Source organism: Paracoccus sp. P2 (assembly GCF_046335115.1).
GTDB lineage: Bacteria > Pseudomonadota > Alphaproteobacteria > Rhodobacterales > Rhodobacteraceae > Paracoccus > Paracoccus pantotrophus.
The window spans coordinates 20,255-34,901 of record NZ_JBGOSN010000029.1; the positions used below are offsets into that span (position 1 = coordinate 20,255).

At 67.4% G+C, this 14,647-nt stretch carries 25 protein-coding genes; 1 reads left to right on the top strand and 24 read right to left on the bottom strand.

Annotated elements, in window-relative coordinates; all coding sequences use genetic code 11:
• Positions 1 to 11: 11 nt before the first annotated feature.
• Positions 12 to 212: a hypothetical protein gene (locus tag ACDP63_RS16755; RefSeq protein WP_409928311.1), complete on the top strand. Its 201-nt coding sequence runs from the start codon at positions 12 to 14 to the stop codon at positions 210 to 212.
• Here ACDP63_RS16755 and ACDP63_RS16760 read toward each other — a convergent pair.
• The 24 genes from ACDP63_RS16760 to ACDP63_RS16875 form a co-directional block, all read right to left on the bottom strand.
• A complete protein-coding gene (locus ACDP63_RS16760; RefSeq protein WP_409928312.1) occupies positions 184 to 321 on the bottom strand; it encodes a GpE family phage tail protein in 138 nt (45 codons plus the stop codon). The two genes, ACDP63_RS16755 and ACDP63_RS16760, sit on opposite strands and share 29 nt — an antisense overlap.
• Positions 318 to 638 (bottom strand): hypothetical protein, encoded by a 321-nt coding sequence (locus tag ACDP63_RS16765; protein ID WP_409928313.1) that lies wholly within the window; start codon positions 636 to 638, stop codon positions 318 to 320. The genes ACDP63_RS16760 and ACDP63_RS16765 overlap by 4 nt, the downstream gene beginning before the upstream one ends.
• 80 nt (positions 639 to 718) lie before the next feature.
• A complete protein-coding gene (locus tag ACDP63_RS16770) occupies positions 719 to 1,243 on the bottom strand; it encodes a phage major tail tube protein (RefSeq protein ID WP_409928314.1) in 525 nt (174 codons plus the stop codon).
• Between the two features lie 15 nt (positions 1,244 to 1,258).
• Positions 1,259 to 2,713 (bottom strand): phage tail sheath subtilisin-like domain-containing protein, encoded by a 1,455-nt coding sequence (locus ACDP63_RS16775; protein WP_409928315.1) that lies wholly within the window; start codon positions 2,711 to 2,713, stop codon positions 1,259 to 1,261.
• Positions 2,713 to 2,970 (bottom strand): hypothetical protein, encoded by a 258-nt coding sequence (locus ACDP63_RS16780; protein ID WP_409928316.1) that lies wholly within the window; start codon positions 2,968 to 2,970, stop codon positions 2,713 to 2,715. The genes ACDP63_RS16775 and ACDP63_RS16780 overlap by 1 nt, the downstream gene beginning before the upstream one ends.
• A 27-nt stretch (positions 2,971 to 2,997) precedes the next feature.
• Positions 2,998 to 3,543 carry a Gp37 family protein gene (locus tag ACDP63_RS16785; RefSeq protein ID WP_409928317.1) on the bottom strand — a complete coding sequence of 182 codons (546 nt, stop codon included), beginning with the start codon at positions 3,541 to 3,543 and terminating at the stop codon, positions 2,998 to 3,000.
• A complete protein-coding gene (locus ACDP63_RS16790) occupies positions 3,540 to 3,998 on the bottom strand; it encodes a phage virion morphogenesis protein (RefSeq protein ID WP_409928318.1) in 459 nt (152 codons plus the stop codon). Before ACDP63_RS16790 ends, ACDP63_RS16785 begins: the two co-directional genes overlap by 4 nt.
• Positions 3,998 to 4,429, bottom strand: coding sequence for a gp436 family protein (locus ACDP63_RS16795; RefSeq protein ID WP_409928319.1), 432 nt, complete (start codon positions 4,427 to 4,429; stop codon positions 3,998 to 4,000). The genes ACDP63_RS16790 and ACDP63_RS16795 overlap by 1 nt, the downstream gene beginning before the upstream one ends.
• A gap of 3 nt (positions 4,430 to 4,432) precedes the next feature.
• The gene (locus ACDP63_RS16800; RefSeq protein WP_409928320.1) at positions 4,433 to 4,657 is read right to left on the bottom strand and encodes an HI1506-related protein; all 225 of its coding nucleotides are present in this window, start codon (positions 4,655 to 4,657) and stop codon (positions 4,433 to 4,435) included.
• A 14-nt stretch (positions 4,658 to 4,671) separates the two neighbouring features.
• On the bottom strand, positions 4,672 to 5,565 hold the full coding sequence (locus tag ACDP63_RS16805; protein ID WP_409928321.1) for a Mu-like prophage major head subunit gpT family protein: 894 nt from the start codon (positions 5,563 to 5,565) through the stop codon (positions 4,672 to 4,674).
• A gap of 15 nt (positions 5,566 to 5,580) precedes the next feature.
• Positions 5,581 to 5,988, bottom strand: coding sequence for a hypothetical protein (locus ACDP63_RS16810; protein WP_409928322.1), 408 nt, complete (start codon positions 5,986 to 5,988; stop codon positions 5,581 to 5,583).
• Entirely contained in the window at positions 5,989 to 7,035 is a 1,047-nt protein-coding gene (locus ACDP63_RS16815; RefSeq protein ID WP_409928323.1) for a phage protease, read from the bottom strand.
• Between the two features lie 298 nt (positions 7,036 to 7,333).
• A complete protein-coding gene (locus ACDP63_RS16820) occupies positions 7,334 to 7,552 on the bottom strand; it encodes a hypothetical protein (RefSeq protein ID WP_409928324.1) in 219 nt (72 codons plus the stop codon).
• The gene (locus ACDP63_RS16825; RefSeq protein WP_409928325.1) at positions 7,549 to 8,664 is read right to left on the bottom strand and encodes a phage minor head protein; all 1,116 of its coding nucleotides are present in this window, start codon (positions 8,662 to 8,664) and stop codon (positions 7,549 to 7,551) included. Before ACDP63_RS16825 ends, ACDP63_RS16820 begins: the two co-directional genes overlap by 4 nt.
• The gene (locus tag ACDP63_RS16830; RefSeq protein WP_409928326.1) at positions 8,645 to 10,207 is read right to left on the bottom strand and encodes a DUF935 domain-containing protein; all 1,563 of its coding nucleotides are present in this window, start codon (positions 10,205 to 10,207) and stop codon (positions 8,645 to 8,647) included. Before ACDP63_RS16830 ends, ACDP63_RS16825 begins: the two co-directional genes overlap by 20 nt.
• A complete protein-coding gene (locus ACDP63_RS16835) occupies positions 10,207 to 11,574 on the bottom strand; it encodes a terminase large subunit domain-containing protein (protein WP_409928327.1) in 1,368 nt (455 codons plus the stop codon). The genes ACDP63_RS16830 and ACDP63_RS16835 overlap by 1 nt, the downstream gene beginning before the upstream one ends.
• On the bottom strand, positions 11,571 to 12,122 hold the full coding sequence (locus ACDP63_RS16840; RefSeq protein WP_409928353.1) for a phage protein Gp27 family protein: 552 nt from the start codon (positions 12,120 to 12,122) through the stop codon (positions 11,571 to 11,573). Before ACDP63_RS16840 ends, ACDP63_RS16835 begins: the two co-directional genes overlap by 4 nt.
• Before the next feature lie 5 nt (positions 12,123 to 12,127).
• On the bottom strand, positions 12,128 to 12,433 hold the full coding sequence (locus ACDP63_RS16845; RefSeq protein WP_409928328.1) for a hypothetical protein: 306 nt from the start codon (positions 12,431 to 12,433) through the stop codon (positions 12,128 to 12,130).
• Positions 12,430 to 12,756, bottom strand: a complete 327-nt coding sequence (locus ACDP63_RS16850) for a DUF2730 family protein (RefSeq protein ID WP_409928329.1) — start codon at positions 12,754 to 12,756, stop codon at positions 12,430 to 12,432. The genes ACDP63_RS16845 and ACDP63_RS16850 overlap by 4 nt, the downstream gene beginning before the upstream one ends.
• Positions 12,757 to 12,770: 14 nt before the next feature.
• Positions 12,771 to 12,926, bottom strand: coding sequence for a hypothetical protein (locus ACDP63_RS16855; RefSeq protein WP_409928330.1), 156 nt, complete (start codon positions 12,924 to 12,926; stop codon positions 12,771 to 12,773).
• Positions 12,927 to 12,940: 14 nt separating this feature from the next.
• Positions 12,941 to 13,192, bottom strand: coding sequence for a hypothetical protein (locus tag ACDP63_RS16860; protein ID WP_409928331.1), 252 nt, complete (start codon positions 13,190 to 13,192; stop codon positions 12,941 to 12,943).
• Complete coding sequence (locus tag ACDP63_RS16865) at positions 13,110 to 13,301, bottom strand: hypothetical protein (protein ID WP_409928332.1); 192 nt, start codon at positions 13,299 to 13,301, stop codon at positions 13,110 to 13,112. The genes ACDP63_RS16860 and ACDP63_RS16865 overlap by 83 nt, the downstream gene beginning before the upstream one ends.
• 2 nt (positions 13,302 to 13,303) lie before the next feature.
• Positions 13,304 to 13,759, bottom strand: coding sequence for a hypothetical protein (locus ACDP63_RS16870; protein WP_409928333.1), 456 nt, complete (start codon positions 13,757 to 13,759; stop codon positions 13,304 to 13,306).
• A 17-nt stretch (positions 13,760 to 13,776) separates the two neighbouring features.
• Positions 13,777 to 14,514: a peptidoglycan-binding protein gene (locus ACDP63_RS16875; protein WP_409928334.1), complete on the bottom strand. Its 738-nt coding sequence runs from the start codon at positions 14,512 to 14,514 to the stop codon at positions 13,777 to 13,779.
• Positions 14,515 to 14,647: the final 133 nt, after the last annotated feature.

Genomic DNA, 14,647 nt, shown 5'->3' on the forward strand with positions numbered 1-14,647 from the left:
GGGAGGGCATCGTGGGATTTGTCGCTTTTTTCCTCGTTCTGTTCGGGGCCGGAGCCGCTCTCGGCCTCCTCTATGTTCTGATCCGCGCGATCATCATGGCGTCGCGCGGATCGGTCTGGTTTGCGAAAGAGCTGAAGCGCACCAACAGCGAGGCTTGGGCGCGAGCGAAGGCCGAGCACGAAGCTAAGAAGCGCGCTCGCGCGCAGCCTTGATCGCCTCGTTGACTTCCCTTGCGTGCTCGGCGGCCTCTTCCAGCCAGTCGGTCAGGTCGGCGATCTCCATCCCGTCGATCTCGGCCGCCGACCATCCCGTCACCGTCACGAGCTGGAAAGCATCCCTTGGGGTAGGGACTTTCCCGGCAGCGCACCCATGATCGCCCCCACCTCGTCCATGTCCATCTCGTCGAGGTCTTCCGGCACCAGCGGCTTGCCGTCGATCTCGGTGAGCTGGGCGGCCAGCGCCATCGCATAGCCGATCGGGTCCTGCGCCGGGTTCACATGGCGCGCGGCGATCCGCATGTCCTTGCCCTTGCCCTTGCGCACCACGGCGACCTTGCCCGAGGGCAGCGTCACGGTCTTCGCGCCGGGAACCGCCCCGGCCTCCTGCGCCTCGGGCGCGTTCTGGGTCTTGTCGGTCATAGCCTGTCTCCTGTTGCGGCCTGATGCTGGATGACGGCGGCGGGCGCGGTCAGGCCACCCGTCGCCCGCCGCCGTCACCGTCACGCCCCGATATTGAGGCGATAGGTGGTGAGCACGTCTTCGCCCGCGACCTTGTAGATGTTGTTGAGCACGTCGAACTCGAAGATGTGGTTCCCGTCGATCTCCATCTTGGCGTAATAGACCGACAGGTTGCTCTCCGGCGTGCCGCGCTCATGCTGCTTGTAGGAGCCGAGCGGGAAGTCGTTGTGGGCGGCGGTCAGCAGCACCACCACCGGCACCTCGGCGACGCGACCCTGCCCGGTATAGGTCTCCAGCGAGGAACGCGCCTGAAGCTGCACCGTCTTGAACGGATTGGCCGCCTTGCGCAGCACCTCGGGGTAGAAGGACGCCCACTTCACCTTGCAGGTCATCTTCTCGACGCCCGAAAAGAACTCGGCGGTGCCGACCATGCCGAGCGCCTTGTGCTCGGTCATCTTGTGCTTGACCTGCGGCAGCTCCAGCTCCTCGGCGCGGCCGAGCAGCGAGAAGCCGTCGATATAGATGTTGGCGTTGGTGACGTGGTTGATCGCGATCTTGTCCGTCATGGTTCACGCGCCTCCTTAGCTCGCGCTCGTGCCGAGCTGGCGCAGCAGCTCGATGTTGATGAAGCTCTCGAAGGTGATGCGCTCGGCCGGCGTCGGCGGCATGAACTCGATGTCGAAGGTGACATGCCCGAGGGCAAGCTCGGTCGCCTCATTCTTGGCCGGATCGTAGATGCACTCGCCGTCGATCAGCGCGCCCCTTCCGATCAGCGTGCGGATGAAGGCGTTGACGCTCTCGCGGATGTCGTCGATCAACGCCTGATTGAGCGGGCGGTCGATGAACTGGAGCATGGAGTATTCGATGCTCTCGTGGAGAACGTCCGCCACCCGGCGCACGTTGATGAAGTTCTTCGGGTGCGTGACGGACGGCCATGCCGCCGAGCGGTTGCCCCACGTCCGCAGGCCGGTGCCGAACGAATTGAACAGCGTCACGATGCCGTTCTCGTTGAGCAGGTTCACCTCGGTGGTCGGATCGTTGATCATCGCCGAGAGCTTGCGCTCAACGCCGGTGATGCCCTTGATCTCGTTGTTCGAGGGCGACCACCAGTAGCCCCGGTCGTTGTCGACGGCGCAGATGACGCCGGCCAACCGCTGGCTGAACGGCTCCAGCCGTTCGGTGTCGGTGTCGATGTCGTAGACCTTGAGGTGCGGATAGCACAGCACCATCCGTTCCGACGAATAGTTGAAGTTGATGTCGCCGTTCGGCCCCCGGCCGGTGATGGCCTGCTGGAAGGTGGTGCCGATCGGCGCGTCGACCAGAGCGATGGCGCGCAGCTTGGACGCCATGACGTTCAGCTCGGAGGCCACCCCGTTGAGCGTGCCGTAGACCGGGGCGATCAGGATTTTGGCGAAGAAGCCCAGATCGTTGTAGGTGTCCTGTAGCGCCTGAAGGCCGGTGCGGTTGCCCGCGCCGTCCACCGTGCCGATGATGTCGGACGGCATAACCTTGGTCGGGTCGGCATAGCTGTAGGCGACCTTGACCTCGGCGGCCGCAGCGATGTCGCCGCCCGCAACGCGGGTGATGACGCCGCCCGCCGGATCAAGCAGGTAGTCGTCGGTCAGGTCGTAGGTGATCGCGCCGGCCGCGTTCTTGACGGTCAGGCCCACGATGCCGCGATGATCCAGCTCAATCTTGTCGTTGGCCCCGAAAGTCTTGGAGATTTCCGCCTGGGCGCTGGTGTGCTCCTCGGGGTCGAAGACGTTGACGACGATGGCGATGCCGCGTCCCTGATCGAAGATGGCGTCGAGCGCCTGCGGGATGGTGTAGCCCTCGATCTGCGGCCCGAAATACTGGGCGGCGTCACGGTCGGACAGGACGAGCACCGGCTCGTTGACGGTCGCCAGCGTGCCGTCGACGGCGAAGATCGGCGCGGTGCCGATCAGCCCGACCACGGCGGTCTTGACGCCCCGGATCGGGCGCGGCCCCTTGTCGATCTCGATCGTCTCGACGCCATGAAGGAAGTTCGCGGCCATTACTTGGTCTCCTTTTCCGCAGCCTTGCGGGCAGCAGGCTCGGCCTGCGCCTTCGGCGTGTCGGTCGTGGTGGTGGCAGCCCCGGCCGGCTGGGCGGCGGGCTTGGTGATTGGGGTGAGCCGCTTCTGGGCGACGAGGCTCTTCACCCATTCGTTGGCGGCGGGCAGATCGACCTCCGCCCCGTTGAACAGGATCACGTCCGTGCCGTCGCCGAGCGTGGCGGCCGACATGGGACCGTTGTAAATGTAGCGTGCCATCGGCTTGAAAACCTCCATGATGCCGGGTCAGTCGTCGGCCGGCGGCGTGCCGCCACCGGGTTCGTCTTCAGGGTTGCCGCCCTCGTCGGGATCGGCCGGCGGTGCCTGTGTGGTGCCGTAGTCGTCGGTCGTGTTGACGCGCTTGAGCAGCGGCAGGTCCTCTTCCTCGGCGCACTCGACCGCCGGGATGGTGTGCGCCATCGTCAGCACGTAGGTCCAAACGCCCTGCTTCTGGTCGAGGAACTCCTCGCGCACCGGCATCAGCTTGCCGGCCCCGCTGGTGCGCCAGCCGGTGAGCACGAGCCGCACCGCGTCGAGTACGTCATAGGCCCCGGCATGGTCGCGCAGGTTGCGCATGAGCAGCGTGATGTCCCACTCGATCCGCCGCTCCTGCACCACGAGGTCGATGGTCTTGGGCGCGGAATAGGTGGCGCGGCCGAAGGCGACGAGCACCACGCCCTTGGGATGGTGCATGGTGTAAGTGTCCGGCTTATCGGGGAACGCCTCGACCTTCACCCCGGTCAGGCGACCGGCGAGGCGCTCGACGATGGCCTTTTCGATCTCGCCGATCATTGCCGCACCGCCATTGCCAGATGGTCGGTCAGGATTTCGCCGATCATGCGCCGGTCTGCGTCGCTGACCCCGAGATAGGGCCGCGCCGGAATGGTGACCTTGCGCCCGCGCCCGGCCTTGCCGCCGAGCTGGTGGACGCGCGCATAGACGCGATTGGTGCCGACCTCGGCCTTGAGGCGCGAGGCGGCATAGGTGAGCGAGGCGTAGAGGTGGCCGCGATCGCGCAGCTTGGGCGCGCCGGCCCCGCGCCGGAGCACCGTGGCGGCAGAGTGCGCCGGCCACGCGCGGCCGTCCGGGCCGGCCTCGGCCTCGAACCGCTGCTGGGTGGTCGCCAGCAGCGCCGAGCCGATCTCCTCGAACACCGGCTGGAGATTGTGCGTCCGCTCGATCAGGCGGGTGAGCGCTTCGCGGAAGCCGTCATCCTCGATCGTGATGGAAACCTTGACGCCGGCCATCAGTACCCCCGGAGCCGGTCGCGGCTGAAGGTGCGGGCCGGACCTTCCCGCATGGCGGGACCGCCGGCCGGCGTGACTGTCTGGTCGGCCGGCGTCAGGCCGAGATTGATGTCGCCGGCCGCCACCCCGCGCAGGAACTTCACGGCGTCCTCGTACCGCTTGCGCTGATCCTCCATCACGTCGATCTGTCGCAAGGTCAGCAGCCGGTACATGGCGATGTTGCAGGCGATGACGCGCAGACTGCGCGGCGGGTTCGGGAGGGGCAGCCGATACCGCCCCTCCAGATAGCCGTCGATCTCGTCCGAAGCGTCCTCAAGGGCGCGGGCGAGCGCATCGGTCCTGATGGTCTCGACATCAGGGTCCGTCACTTCCTTGAGCTGCTGCTCGGAGAAGCGCGCGATCATGTCCGCAGAGGTCGCGTAGGACGCCATCGGTCAGCCCGCAGCCTTTCCGCCCTTGCCGGCAGGCGCGGGCTTCTCGTCAGGCACATCCACCTCGACCTCCTGCACGACGAGCTGGTCGTCAGCTTTGAGCTGGGCGATCTGCTCGGCCGTGAAGGCGTCGGCCAGATGATCGACCGGAGCGGCGGGGTGGTCGATGCCGGCGCGGCGGCGGCCGGCGCGCTTGGCGGTGATGCGCAGGACCTGGACCTTCGCCATAGCTCAAGCCCTCCCTACGCCAGCCACGAGGACACGAGCAGCTCGGCCGTGCCCTTGTAGACGTTGGTGGCCCCGGCCGCGTCGCGCTCGGCGTTGAGGATTTCGAGCGCGGCACCTTCGAGCGAGGGCGGCACGACGAGCAGCTTGGGCGTCAGGCCCAGCGGACGGCCGTAATCGCCCTTCATGCCCATGAGCGCCTCGCGGGCGGCCTTGTAGGCGGCCTTGTCGAGGGTCTGCCGGCTGCCATAGGCGAACTGCCAGAAACCGAAACCCACGTTCGAGCGGCCGTCGACGCCGTAGACGTATTCCTTGCGGTTGAACACATTGTCGTCGGTCGGCGCATCTTGCCGGATCAGGTCGTAGTCCTTGCGGACCTGATAGATGATCGGCTTGAGCGTGCGGCTGTCGTCGATCAGGAACCACGGCGTGCCGGAGCCGCCGCCGGTATTGGAGACCGAGGCTACCTTGCCGTCCTCGTCGAGAACCGGGTGGTCGGCGTCGAAGAAATTCTGGCCGTCATAGCAGTTGGTCGAGAAGCCATCCTTGAGCAGGCCGAACACCATCTGGTTCGGATGCGCGGCAACCGAGCGGCCCATCTCCTCGAACAGCGGCGCATAGACGCCATACTGATCGTCTTCGAGGTCCTCGCGCGGAACGGCGATGGTGCCTTCCCACGTCTTGTTCTTGATCGCGTAGTCGTGGAGCTGGATGTTGTTGACGACGCGATCGCCCACCCACTCGCGCAGGTTCGGCAGCTTGCCGAGCCAGCCGTACTTCTCCTCGCGCGTGGTCGAGGGGATGCGGGTGGCAAGGCGCTGCCATTGCGGTTCAGCCTGCCCCAGACCCCGGCTGAAGGAGGTCTTGAAGCCGGTATAGAGGCGGCCGAGATTGGCTTGGTTGATGATCATGAAAAGGCTCTCCTGTTAGCCGAGCTGGACCCAGACGCCGAGGTCATCGACATCGACGATGCGCCCGGCCTTCGACCGCGCGGCCGAACCGTCCGTCTTGGCGACGGTCTGATCGTCGACGATCCATGCGTCCGCGCCGATGTCGGCGCGGGTGATGAGGTCGGCCGACGCCGAGTTGTCGAAGCGGAAGACGCCGGCGCGCACCGGCACGTCGATGTCGCCGTTGCCGCCGTTGCGGTTGTCGGCGTGCGCCTCGGCGCGGCCAACAGCGATCAAGCCGGTGGCGGCCTTGCCCGGCTCGGCGAGGCCGGCGGCGAGCACGACGATCGAGCCCGCGAAAATCTGCGTGCTGGCCTTGACCGGGAAGCTGAACTCCTTGCCGGAGCGTTCCGGCGTCTGGCGATCCTTGGTGAGCGCGGCCATTTACTGGGCCTCCTTCTGGCGGGTCTTCTTGAACTCCTCGGGGTCAAGGCCCATCGCCGCGCACATGGCGAGGTCCTCGGCGTCGAGCGGGCTGTCGGCCTTGGGCTTGCCGCCCGGCTGCGGGCCGGCGGTGATGATGACCGGCTGGCCTTCGAGGAACTTGGCGAAGCCCTCGGGGTCCTTGGCGTGATAGGCCACGGCCCAGTCGCGGTTGGCGGGCGGCACCTTGCCGTCCTTGATGGCCTGATCGACCACCGCGCCGGTCTTGTCCGCCATCAGCTCGCGGACCTGCGCCTGCAAGCTGGTGACCAGCTCGGCGGGCACGAACTTCTCCGGGTCCGGCGCGGCGGGCGCGGCCGCCTTCGTGATCGCCGCCTGCACGGCCGTCACCACGGCGTCGGGGGCGTCGTCTTCCTTCGCCCCCGCAGCCTTCGCCATCGTCGCGATCGCGGCGGCCGAGGCGCTGGCGCTGGCGGCCAGCGAGGTTACGCCCGACACCACGGCGGCGCGGTCGCTATTGGCTGGAAGGCCGAGGGCGGCCGCCAGCTCTGCAAGAAGCTCTTCCATGTCTTCTCCTTCGGATTGGAGCTTGCTTTCCTGACTGGCGAGCGCCGCCAGATGCAGGTTCGGATTGTTGGTGAGACCGGCGCGCAGGATTTTGAGGACCTCGCCGGACTTGGTGTGGAGGAAGACCGGCGAGAGGTAGCGGTATTCCTTCGCCGCAACGGCGGCCGCACCCTTTTCAGTCCACTCGATCCGCGCCCAGATGCCGTCTTCGCGGGCCTCCAGCGCTTTCACCCAGCCGGCGGCCGGAGCGGTGCCGCCCACGCCCTTTACAGCGGCAAGGTCGGTCTGGTGGTCGTAGTCGACGACAGGATCGAGGCCGGCGCGCGTCGTCGCCGACAGCACCGCCTCCGCATCCTTGAGCACATAGGGGCCGCGACCGTCCCGACCCTCGAAGCGGCCGGCCGGCAGCAGATGCACCCATTCCGGGGCCTGTCCGGTTCCGGCGAGCACTACCGTGTGCGATGCCACAAGCGTGTTCATGTTTGCGTCTTGCCCGTCTCTCTCGAAATGAGCGGCTTGATTGCCGGCTCGTTTCGGGCAAGTTTTATGGGCGGCCGCGCGCCGTCCCACCCGGACAGCTGTCCGGTCCTGTTTTCATCCTGAATGGTCAGATGCCCGATGAGGCGGCGGAAGCGCCGCGAGGATCGCCGCTGACCCCCCTCAAACGCATTTGAGGCGCGTTTGAGAACTTTGGATGATGTCGGGGTGCGGAAATGGCGCAACGCCCGCTGGCGGGCTTCTGTGTGGCGTGGCGGGCGGTTCAGGAAAAGCCGGCCGATTAGACGCGGTTGTCGTCTTCCAGCCACAACGCGAAGGCGGCCGGGATGCTGTCGACGCAACGGTTCCACCCCTCGACCTGATCCGGCGTCATCTCCGCGCTCTCCGCTTCGTGCGGCGCGATGGTCCATTGCTCGGCGAGCCATGCCGCGAACGCCTCGATCTCGCCGTCGATCATCCCGGCAAGGCGGCGGGACAGGTCCTCGGCCCTGCCGCTCACGGCTCAACCCTGCGCAGGCTGGTGACGATGATCCGACCCTCGGCGCTGGTCTCCACCTCCATGACGTGCGGCTCGCCGTTGAGCACGACATGGCGCACGTTCCCCTGCTGTGTGACGCGGCCGGCGTCGATCATGGCCTGCACCCGCTGCCAGTCGGCCGGGCCAGGCAGCGTGCCCTCCGAAACCTGCCGCTGCACGGTCGCGGGCGGCAGCGTCACTGTCGGGAAACGGCCGCCCAGCTTGAGACCGCCGGTGGCCACCGGCCAGCCCGCGCCCTGACCGGGCGAGCGCAGGTAGCTGCCGAAGGGCTGGCCGCGCATCAGGGCGGCGATCGTCTCGCGCGCCAGATCGTCGTGCGCGCCGTCGAGCTTGCTGACCGCGACATCGCGCATGTGCCCCAAATTGGCGCGGCCGACATTGTAGTCGAAGCCGGGGTCGATGCCGCGCGGGACCTCCCGCACCTCGCCGGTGCGCCTGTTCGTCCACATGCGCGAGGTCACGTCCGGCGGCTCGCTGGGGCGCAGCCCCATGCGGACAAGGTCGGCGTCGGAGAGCTGCTGGATGGTGCAGCGGCAGTTCCAGCCGTTGGGCGGGAAATGGGTGTCCCACCACGGATCATCCCAGCGCAGCACTGTGTTGTGCCACTGGCGATGCTGCTGGCGGGTGCGCTCGTCGAGCACGGCGACATAGCGCAGCCACGGCCGCCGGGCGGCGACGGCCTCGACCTGTTGCCACCGCCCGGCCGCGTAGGACATGCGCAGGTTCGTGTCGTAGATCGTCTGGAGCCGCCGGGGCGAGCCGAGCTGCACCTCGCGCTCCTCGCCGGTCAGCGGGTCGACCATGACATCGCGACCCCACCAACCCTTCTCCTGCAAGATCGGGGTGAGGTCCCTCTCGAACTGGCGCAGCGTGGTGCCCTCGGCGATGGCGCGGTCCATCGCCTCGCGGATGTCCATCAACAGGTCGAGCGTCGCCACCTTCGCGACGGTGAAGTCCCGCGAGTGCTCCTCGCGCTCCATGTCCCGCCAGTCGAAAGTGACACGGTAGCCCTTGCGCCGGAAGGCGTCGATCGCCTCCTGCGGGGCGAGCGGCTCAATCTCGATCCCGGCCAAGCGGCACCCCCAGCCGGCCGGCAAGGCGCGCGGAGAAGCCCGCGCGCACGAGCATGTCTTCCAGCGCCGCCGTGTCCATCTTGGCGATCAGCTCGGCCAGCCGGTCGCGGGCCTCCTCAAGCGTGGCGGCATCGCCGAGCAGCTCGCGCAGCGGGGCGACCATGGGTTCGAGCACCGCCTCCCATTCGTCGCCGGCCTCGGCCGCCAGCTCGTCGATCGCGTCGGCGGCATGAGCGGCGCAGACATGGCGGCCAGCGTGCAGGGCCGGCGGCGGGGCCTGCGGCTCGACCGCCGGAGCGCCGCCGGTCGGGCCTAGCAGCTCGGCGTCCTTCTCCGGCTCGGGCAGGCCGAGCTTGTCGCGCACCACGCTCTGCTCGACCTTCATGCCGCGATCGACGAGCACCGCCACCGCGTCGGCGTATTGCTTCATGTCGATGTTGGAGGGCAGGCCGATGACGATGCGGGGATAGCGTTCCTGCGGCCCCCTGTTCAGCATCACCAGCGGGCGCACGAGGTCGCGGTTGATCGTGGCGGCGAGCTGGCCGGCGTCCGAGCGCATGATGTCGCGGCGCACGTCCTCGTGGACCTTGGCGGCCGCCAGCGAGCCGGACTGCACCTCGGTGGTGAGCGTCTGCCCCAGCACCGCCTTCGACACCTGCCTGTCGAGCCAGTTGGCGAGCTTCTCGTAGATGTCGGCCCCGCCGCCGCCCTGCTTGGTCGCCTCGACGAACTCGATCAGCATGGATTGCGGGATGATGGCGGCCGCATCAGATCCGATATTGGCCACCGCGCGGAGCAGCACCTCCTTGTCGGCCTCGGTCGCGCCGGTGTGATATTTGCCGACGCGCAGCGGCTGGCCGTGGACCTCGATATAGGTCACCCAGTCCTTGAGGTCGTAGTTCTTGAACAGGTAGGACCATGCCGCCGCCCGCGCGAGACCGCCCCGGATCGGGATGCCCGACTTCGCCTTCGTCACATGGATGATGTATTTGAAGGGGTGCAGGTCTTCCGGCTCGCCAGCGCCGCGCAGCCGGATCGTCTCGCCGTCCTCGCGGTCGAACTCGAACCACCGCTGATCGCGGCGCTTGAGCTGGGCGGGCCACCATTGCCGGGCCGAGGTCTCCCAGATGATCTCGGTCACCGAGAAGCCCTTGCCGATGGCGTCGAGGATGTCGAAGATTTCGTCTTCCAGCTCCTCGCGCCGCAGCCACTCGCGGACAAGGTCGGCGTTCTCGACATCGCGCTTCTCGTCGGAGGCGCTCTCCACCGTGATTTCGAGCTGGGCGACGGCGCGCTTACGGGTGCCCATCACGGACAGGTAATGGAGGTCCTTCTCCTCCATCTCCTCGGCCAGCTCCAGATAGGCGATGGCGTCGCCCTGCTCGGCGTCGCGCAGCAGGCCGGCGAGCCGGGCCGGCGTCAAGCCCTGCGCCGGATGCCCGCCGACGATCTGCCGGACGGTCGAGAGCGACGGCCGGGCCTGCTCCTCGCGCAGCCTGTCGAGCTTCACCGGGCGTCCGAACTGGTCGAGCAATTGCGCCATCACCATGCCCCCCTGCGGCCGAAGCGCGGGCCGGCGCGCTCGTGCCGATCATCATCGTCATGGACCTCCGAGAGCCGCTCCGGCTTCGGAGCCGGCCGGTAGCCGTAGTCGATCGCGCCGCCGGCCGCGCCGGCCAGCCCCATGAAGGCCGCCCACGTCCGGTCGGCATGACCCGCGCTGTCCCGGTCAGCGACGAGGCGCGGGTGCCCGGTCGGACCGACCGTCTTTTTGAGCTTGTGCAGATCGGCCCGCAGCGCCGGGTCGCCTTCAGGGATGCGCACGCGGCGATCCTCGAACAGCTGCTTGGCGTTGGTCGCCATGTCGAGCTGGCGGGCCGGCGTCATCAGGACGCCCTCGACACGCAGCTCGCCGTATCGCCGCTGCGCGTCTTCCACCGGCTTCTCGCCCATGCCGGTCTGATCCATGACCAGCCGCACCGGGTTGTAGCGGGCCATCAGCTGATGCAGCCGGTCTTCCTGCTCGGAGAAACTCGCGCCCTTGAGCGTCACGATCTCGCGCGTCCAGAAGGTGTCACCGAGCTGCTCCCAGACCCACGCGACCCACAGGTCGTTGCGCCGGGCGATGTCGTTGCCGATGAAGCACGGCCCGCCCTGATAGCCGGCCGGGTCGCCGGCCTCCTCGCTCTCAACGGCAAGGATCAGATCGTAGGTGAGCCACGCGCTGGCCTCGTCGAGCCATTTCAGTTCGTATTCCTGCGCCCACGCATCCTCGTCGGCGATGCCGGCCCGCAGCTCGTCGATGTCGCGCGGCAGGCCATCGGCCACCGCCTTGTAGATGTCGACTTCGTGGCGCGACCACACATTGCCGTCCTCGGCCGTCATCAGCTCGAAGAACTTGTTGCCCTTGCCGTTCGGCGTCGAGACCACGCGGATGTTGTGGCCGGCCGAGATGACGGGAAAGAGCGCCTTCCAGATCGCCCGGCTGTCATGATGGAAGGCGAACTCGTCGAGGAAGACCGAGGCCGAAAAACCGCGCGCCGTGTCGGGGTTGGCGGGCAGCGCGGTGATGCGCGAGCCACCGGGCAATGTCACCTCAAGCGCCTTGTAGCGCGCGTCGCCCGCGCCCTCGACCTCGTATTCCAGCTCGGTGAAGCCGAGCTGATAGGCTTTGGCATGGACCTTGACGCCCTCGTCCATCGCCTCCTTCGCCTGCCGCTCGCCACGCGACAGGATGACCCAGCGCCGGCGCTCGCCGCGCGTGAACGCCTCAAAGCAATCGTCGACGATCTCCAAGGTGGTGGTGAAGGTCTTGCCGGTCTGGCGGGCGAACATGCCGATCTTGAAGCGGGACCTGTCGAGGAACCACCGGCGCTGGAAACCGTAGAGCGGAACCGCCGGCCCACTCATGAGAAAATCCCGTAGATGTCCTCGCGGATGCGCCGCAGGACTTCCTGCCGATCCGCCGGCGAGCTGGCCTCGCTGGCAAGCGTTACCTCGGCCTCGGCCAGCTTGCGGTCCACCTTCTGGGCGAACTCGCGCTTAAGCAGCGCCTCACGGTCGACCTCCTGCTTGCTGGCCTGGGCGAGCTTCTGCATCGCCGTGGCGATCTGCATGGCCTCCTTCGGCTCAAGCTCGACTTGCCGGCCGTCCTCGGAGAACATGAGCTTGCTGATCAGGCCGTGCATCAGCTCGATATTGAGCTTCGCCGTCCGGCTCTCCGGGGCCTCGCCGTAGCGCTTCACCAGAGCCTCGGCGATGGCGCGGGACCGGCGCAGCTCCGCGCCGATGGCGTCGAGCTGCTTGACGTGGCGGCCGAGCGCCGAGCGGGACACGCTGACATCCAGCTCGCGCAGCTTGTCGAGGATTTCGTCGATGGTGCGCCCGCGCTCGCGCAGGTCGGAAATCACCTCGCGGACCTCGGGCGGCAGCCGGCGGATGGAAGATTGACGCCCCATGCCGGTCACCCGTTCCGGCGCGGCCGCGTCACGCCGTCCACTTCGATGTCGCCGGAAACCACATATCCGCCGCGCTCGGTCAGCTTCACCACGAGGACCGTATCGTCCAGCCAGTCGAAGGCGACGAGGTGGCGCTCGCGCAGCCATTCAAGGTCATCGTGAAGCGCGTCGCGCGTCAGGCCGCGATTGGGAACGAAATGGCGACGGCAGACATCATAGACGATGCCCTCGCTGGCCTCGCCGCCGACCTCGTTGAGGAGCTGGAGGATGAAGAGCCGTCGATGATCGGTTACAAAGTCCTTGAAGCTCATTTTCCGGCCTTCAGTAGATAGTCCTCGATCCGCGCGAGCGAGATGCCGACCGCCTTGAGCTGCTGGGTCTGGGCCTTGCTGTCACCGGCCAGCGCCGCGACTGCCTCCTTCAGCGTCGAGAAGTCCTTCTGGTCGGGCAGGTGCTTGATGTCGCGGTCGAGCAGATCGGTGCGGCGTTCGAGATTGGTGATGCGGGTCGCCTGCACGGTCAGGTCCTCTTTCGATGCAAGGTCCTTCTTGAAGGTGCGCAGCAGCCACCCGGCGATCGGGATGATGATGACGTTGAGCAGCGGCAGGTAGGGGAGGATAAGATCGACCCTCATGCTGGCACCCCGGATCAGAAGCCGCGCGCGTCGAGGGCGATTGCCGCCACCATCAGGGCGATGCCGGCAATCGCCAGCACCCACTGGACGATACTGAAGCGCCGGCGCTCGCGGCGGGCGGCGTCCAGCCGATCGTCATCATCGGAATAGTCGAGCGGGCGCTGGGCCATGTCATCTCCTTTCGTCATCGCCCGGTGGGCGCGGTATTGGCGCAGGCGCGGGCCTGCGCCCGCATTACGGAAAAATCGGCCAGCATCTCCTCGACGGCGCTGCCTGATGGCAGGTGCTCCAGCTCGTCGGCGGCGCGATCGAGGAAGTCCTGCGGATAGGTGGCGACCGGCGCGCAGGCGACGCTAGAAGGTCCCGTCGCGCAGCCGGCCAGCAAGCTCGTCACGGCTACGAGGGCGATCAGCCCCGGCTTCGAGCATCCGTGCATTGGCATTCTCCCTTTCCTCGGCCTTGGCCTGCGCGCGCCAGTCGCTGATCGCGTCCTGCACGATCCGGGCGACAAGGCCGATCAGGAACGCAAGGACGCTCTCCAGCATGGTCAGACCTCGCCGATCACGCGCATGAGCTTGGCGCGCACGATCGCCTCGACATCGGCGGGCGACAGGCCGAAGCGGGCGACGGCATCGGGCGCGCCCTTGGTCATCACCCAGTTCACGGCTTCGGCGATGACGGGCGATTTGAGGTCGAAGGTGACCTCCTCGCCGCGACTACGCAGCGCGGAGACTGCGCGCTCAAGGCCGGTCAGGGCTGCGCTGTGCAGAACCTCGCGGTGCCGGCCCTCGATCTCGACGCCGAGCCAGTCGTTGAGGCGCTTCGACAGCCAGCCGAGCAAACCAGCCACCAGCGCGCCAAGGATCGAGACGATGTAGGGCGCGGCCAGATCGACGATCGGAGCGAGCGAGACCGAACTGTCCGTATTCGCCCAGGCGGGCGCGGCGGCGGCCACGAAGATGGTGGCGAGACAGACGGAAAGAAAAAGGCGGAAGGCGTACATGTGGTTCTCCGGGTTGGTTAGAGCAGCGCGGCGACCTCGCGGCGCAGCCGGTCGCCGACCTTGCGGGCGGTGTCGAAGGATCGGTCGAAGGAAAGGATGGCGATGTCCCACTTGCCGTTCTGGCGGATGCCGAGGTTTGGCTGCACCTCGGCGTGGGTCAGCACCGTCTTGTCGGTGACGGGGATGCCGTAGAAGCGGCAGAGGTCGGCGATAGCGCGCACCGCCAGCTCCCATTGCTCGCGCTTCATGGGATAGGCGCCATGGTTCGCCATCGTCACGCCCTTGCCGCCCATGCAGCAGATCGAGATGCCGATCGCGCCGGAATTGGCGTTGAGGGTATGGGCGGCGTAAGCGCCCTTCGGGCAGTTGACGTTGGCGCTGATCGGCCACTTGCCGCGCACCAGCGTCGCGGTGCCGTCGACGAGCAGATGATAGGCGCGCTGATCGAGGCCGCTCGCGCCATAGGCTCCGGCCGTCCAGTGCAGATGCACCCGCTTCATCGCGGCACGAGGCATCCACACGGCCGGCACTACGCCAGCGGTGACGGGCTGCGCCGGGGTGGCGGAAGCCGCACCCTGCAATGCGGCATTGAGCGCGGCCCGCGTCTGCGGGCCGACGATGCCGTCGACCATCAGCCCGCGCGCAGCCTGAAACGCGCGGATGGCCGCGATCGTGCGCGGTCCCCTGATGCCGTCGATCGGCCCCGGATCATAGCCGAGAGCCGCGAGACGGCGCTGGATTTCGGTGATGTTCATGTCGCCGCAGTTCCGGTTCGTCGTTTGCGAACCATCTTGCTCTGCGGCATCGGCGCGATCCGCCCGGACAGCTGTCCGGTCGGGTCGGCTTCCTTACTACAATGTCCAGAAATCGCCCGAAGGCGCAAGGCTC

What these genes read in the sequence shown, in the direction of transcription:
- ACDP63_RS16785 (WP_409928317.1), bottom strand. Translation starts at nt 3,543, where the DNA reads ATGATCGGCGAGATCGAAAAGGCCATCGTCGAGCGCCTCGCCGGTCGC.
- ACDP63_RS16850 (WP_409928329.1), bottom strand. Translation starts at nt 12,756, where the DNA reads ATGAGGGTCGATCTTATCCTCCCCTACCTGCCGCTGCTCAACGTCATC.
- ACDP63_RS16775 (WP_409928315.1), bottom strand. Translation starts at nt 2,713, where the DNA reads ATGGCCGCGAACTTCCTTCATGGCGTCGAGACGATCGAGATCGACAAG.
- ACDP63_RS16810 (WP_409928322.1), bottom strand. Translation starts at nt 5,988, where the DNA reads ATGGCCGCGCTCACCAAGGATCGCCAGACGCCGGAACGCTCCGGCAAG.
- ACDP63_RS16780 (WP_409928316.1), bottom strand. Translation starts at nt 2,970, where the DNA reads ATGGCACGCTACATTTACAACGGTCCCATGTCGGCCGCCACGCTCGGC.
- ACDP63_RS16870 (WP_409928333.1), bottom strand. Translation starts at nt 13,759, where the DNA reads ATGTACGCCTTCCGCCTTTTTCTTTCCGTCTGTCTCGCCACCATCTTC.
- ACDP63_RS16830 (WP_409928326.1), bottom strand. Translation starts at nt 10,207, where the DNA reads ATGGCGCAATTGCTCGACCAGTTCGGACGCCCGGTGAAGCTCGACAGG.
- ACDP63_RS16840 (WP_409928353.1), bottom strand. Translation starts at nt 12,122, where the DNA reads ATGGGGCGTCAATCTTCCATCCGCCGGCTGCCGCCCGAGGTCCGCGAG.
- ACDP63_RS16855 (WP_409928330.1), bottom strand. Translation starts at nt 12,926, where the DNA reads ATGGCCCAGCGCCCGCTCGACTATTCCGATGATGACGATCGGCTGGAC.
- ACDP63_RS16765 (WP_409928313.1), bottom strand. Translation starts at nt 638, where the DNA reads ATGACCGACAAGACCCAGAACGCGCCCGAGGCGCAGGAGGCCGGGGCG.
- ACDP63_RS16790 (WP_409928318.1), bottom strand. Translation starts at nt 3,998, where the DNA reads ATGGCCGGCGTCAAGGTTTCCATCACGATCGAGGATGACGGCTTCCGC.
- ACDP63_RS16860 (WP_409928331.1), bottom strand. Translation starts at nt 13,192, where the DNA reads ATGCACGGATGCTCGAAGCCGGGGCTGATCGCCCTCGTAGCCGTGACG.
- ACDP63_RS16770 (WP_409928314.1), bottom strand. Translation starts at nt 1,243, where the DNA reads ATGACGGACAAGATCGCGATCAACCACGTCACCAACGCCAACATCTAT.
- ACDP63_RS16835 (WP_409928327.1), bottom strand. Translation starts at nt 11,574, where the DNA reads ATGAGTGGGCCGGCGGTTCCGCTCTACGGTTTCCAGCGCCGGTGGTTC.
- ACDP63_RS16800 (WP_409928320.1), bottom strand. Translation starts at nt 4,657, where the DNA reads ATGGCGAAGGTCCAGGTCCTGCGCATCACCGCCAAGCGCGCCGGCCGC.
- ACDP63_RS16875 (WP_409928334.1), bottom strand. Translation starts at nt 14,514, where the DNA reads ATGAACATCACCGAAATCCAGCGCCGTCTCGCGGCTCTCGGCTATGAT.
- ACDP63_RS16815 (WP_409928323.1), bottom strand. Translation starts at nt 7,035, where the DNA reads ATGAACACGCTTGTGGCATCGCACACGGTAGTGCTCGCCGGAACCGGA.
- ACDP63_RS16845 (WP_409928328.1), bottom strand. Translation starts at nt 12,433, where the DNA reads ATGAGCTTCAAGGACTTTGTAACCGATCATCGACGGCTCTTCATCCTC.
- ACDP63_RS16795 (WP_409928319.1), bottom strand. Translation starts at nt 4,429, where the DNA reads ATGGCGTCCTACGCGACCTCTGCGGACATGATCGCGCGCTTCTCCGAG.
- ACDP63_RS16805 (WP_409928321.1), bottom strand. Translation starts at nt 5,565, where the DNA reads ATGATCATCAACCAAGCCAATCTCGGCCGCCTCTATACCGGCTTCAAG.
- ACDP63_RS16865 (WP_409928332.1), bottom strand. Translation starts at nt 13,301, where the DNA reads ATGCTGGAGAGCGTCCTTGCGTTCCTGATCGGCCTTGTCGCCCGGATC.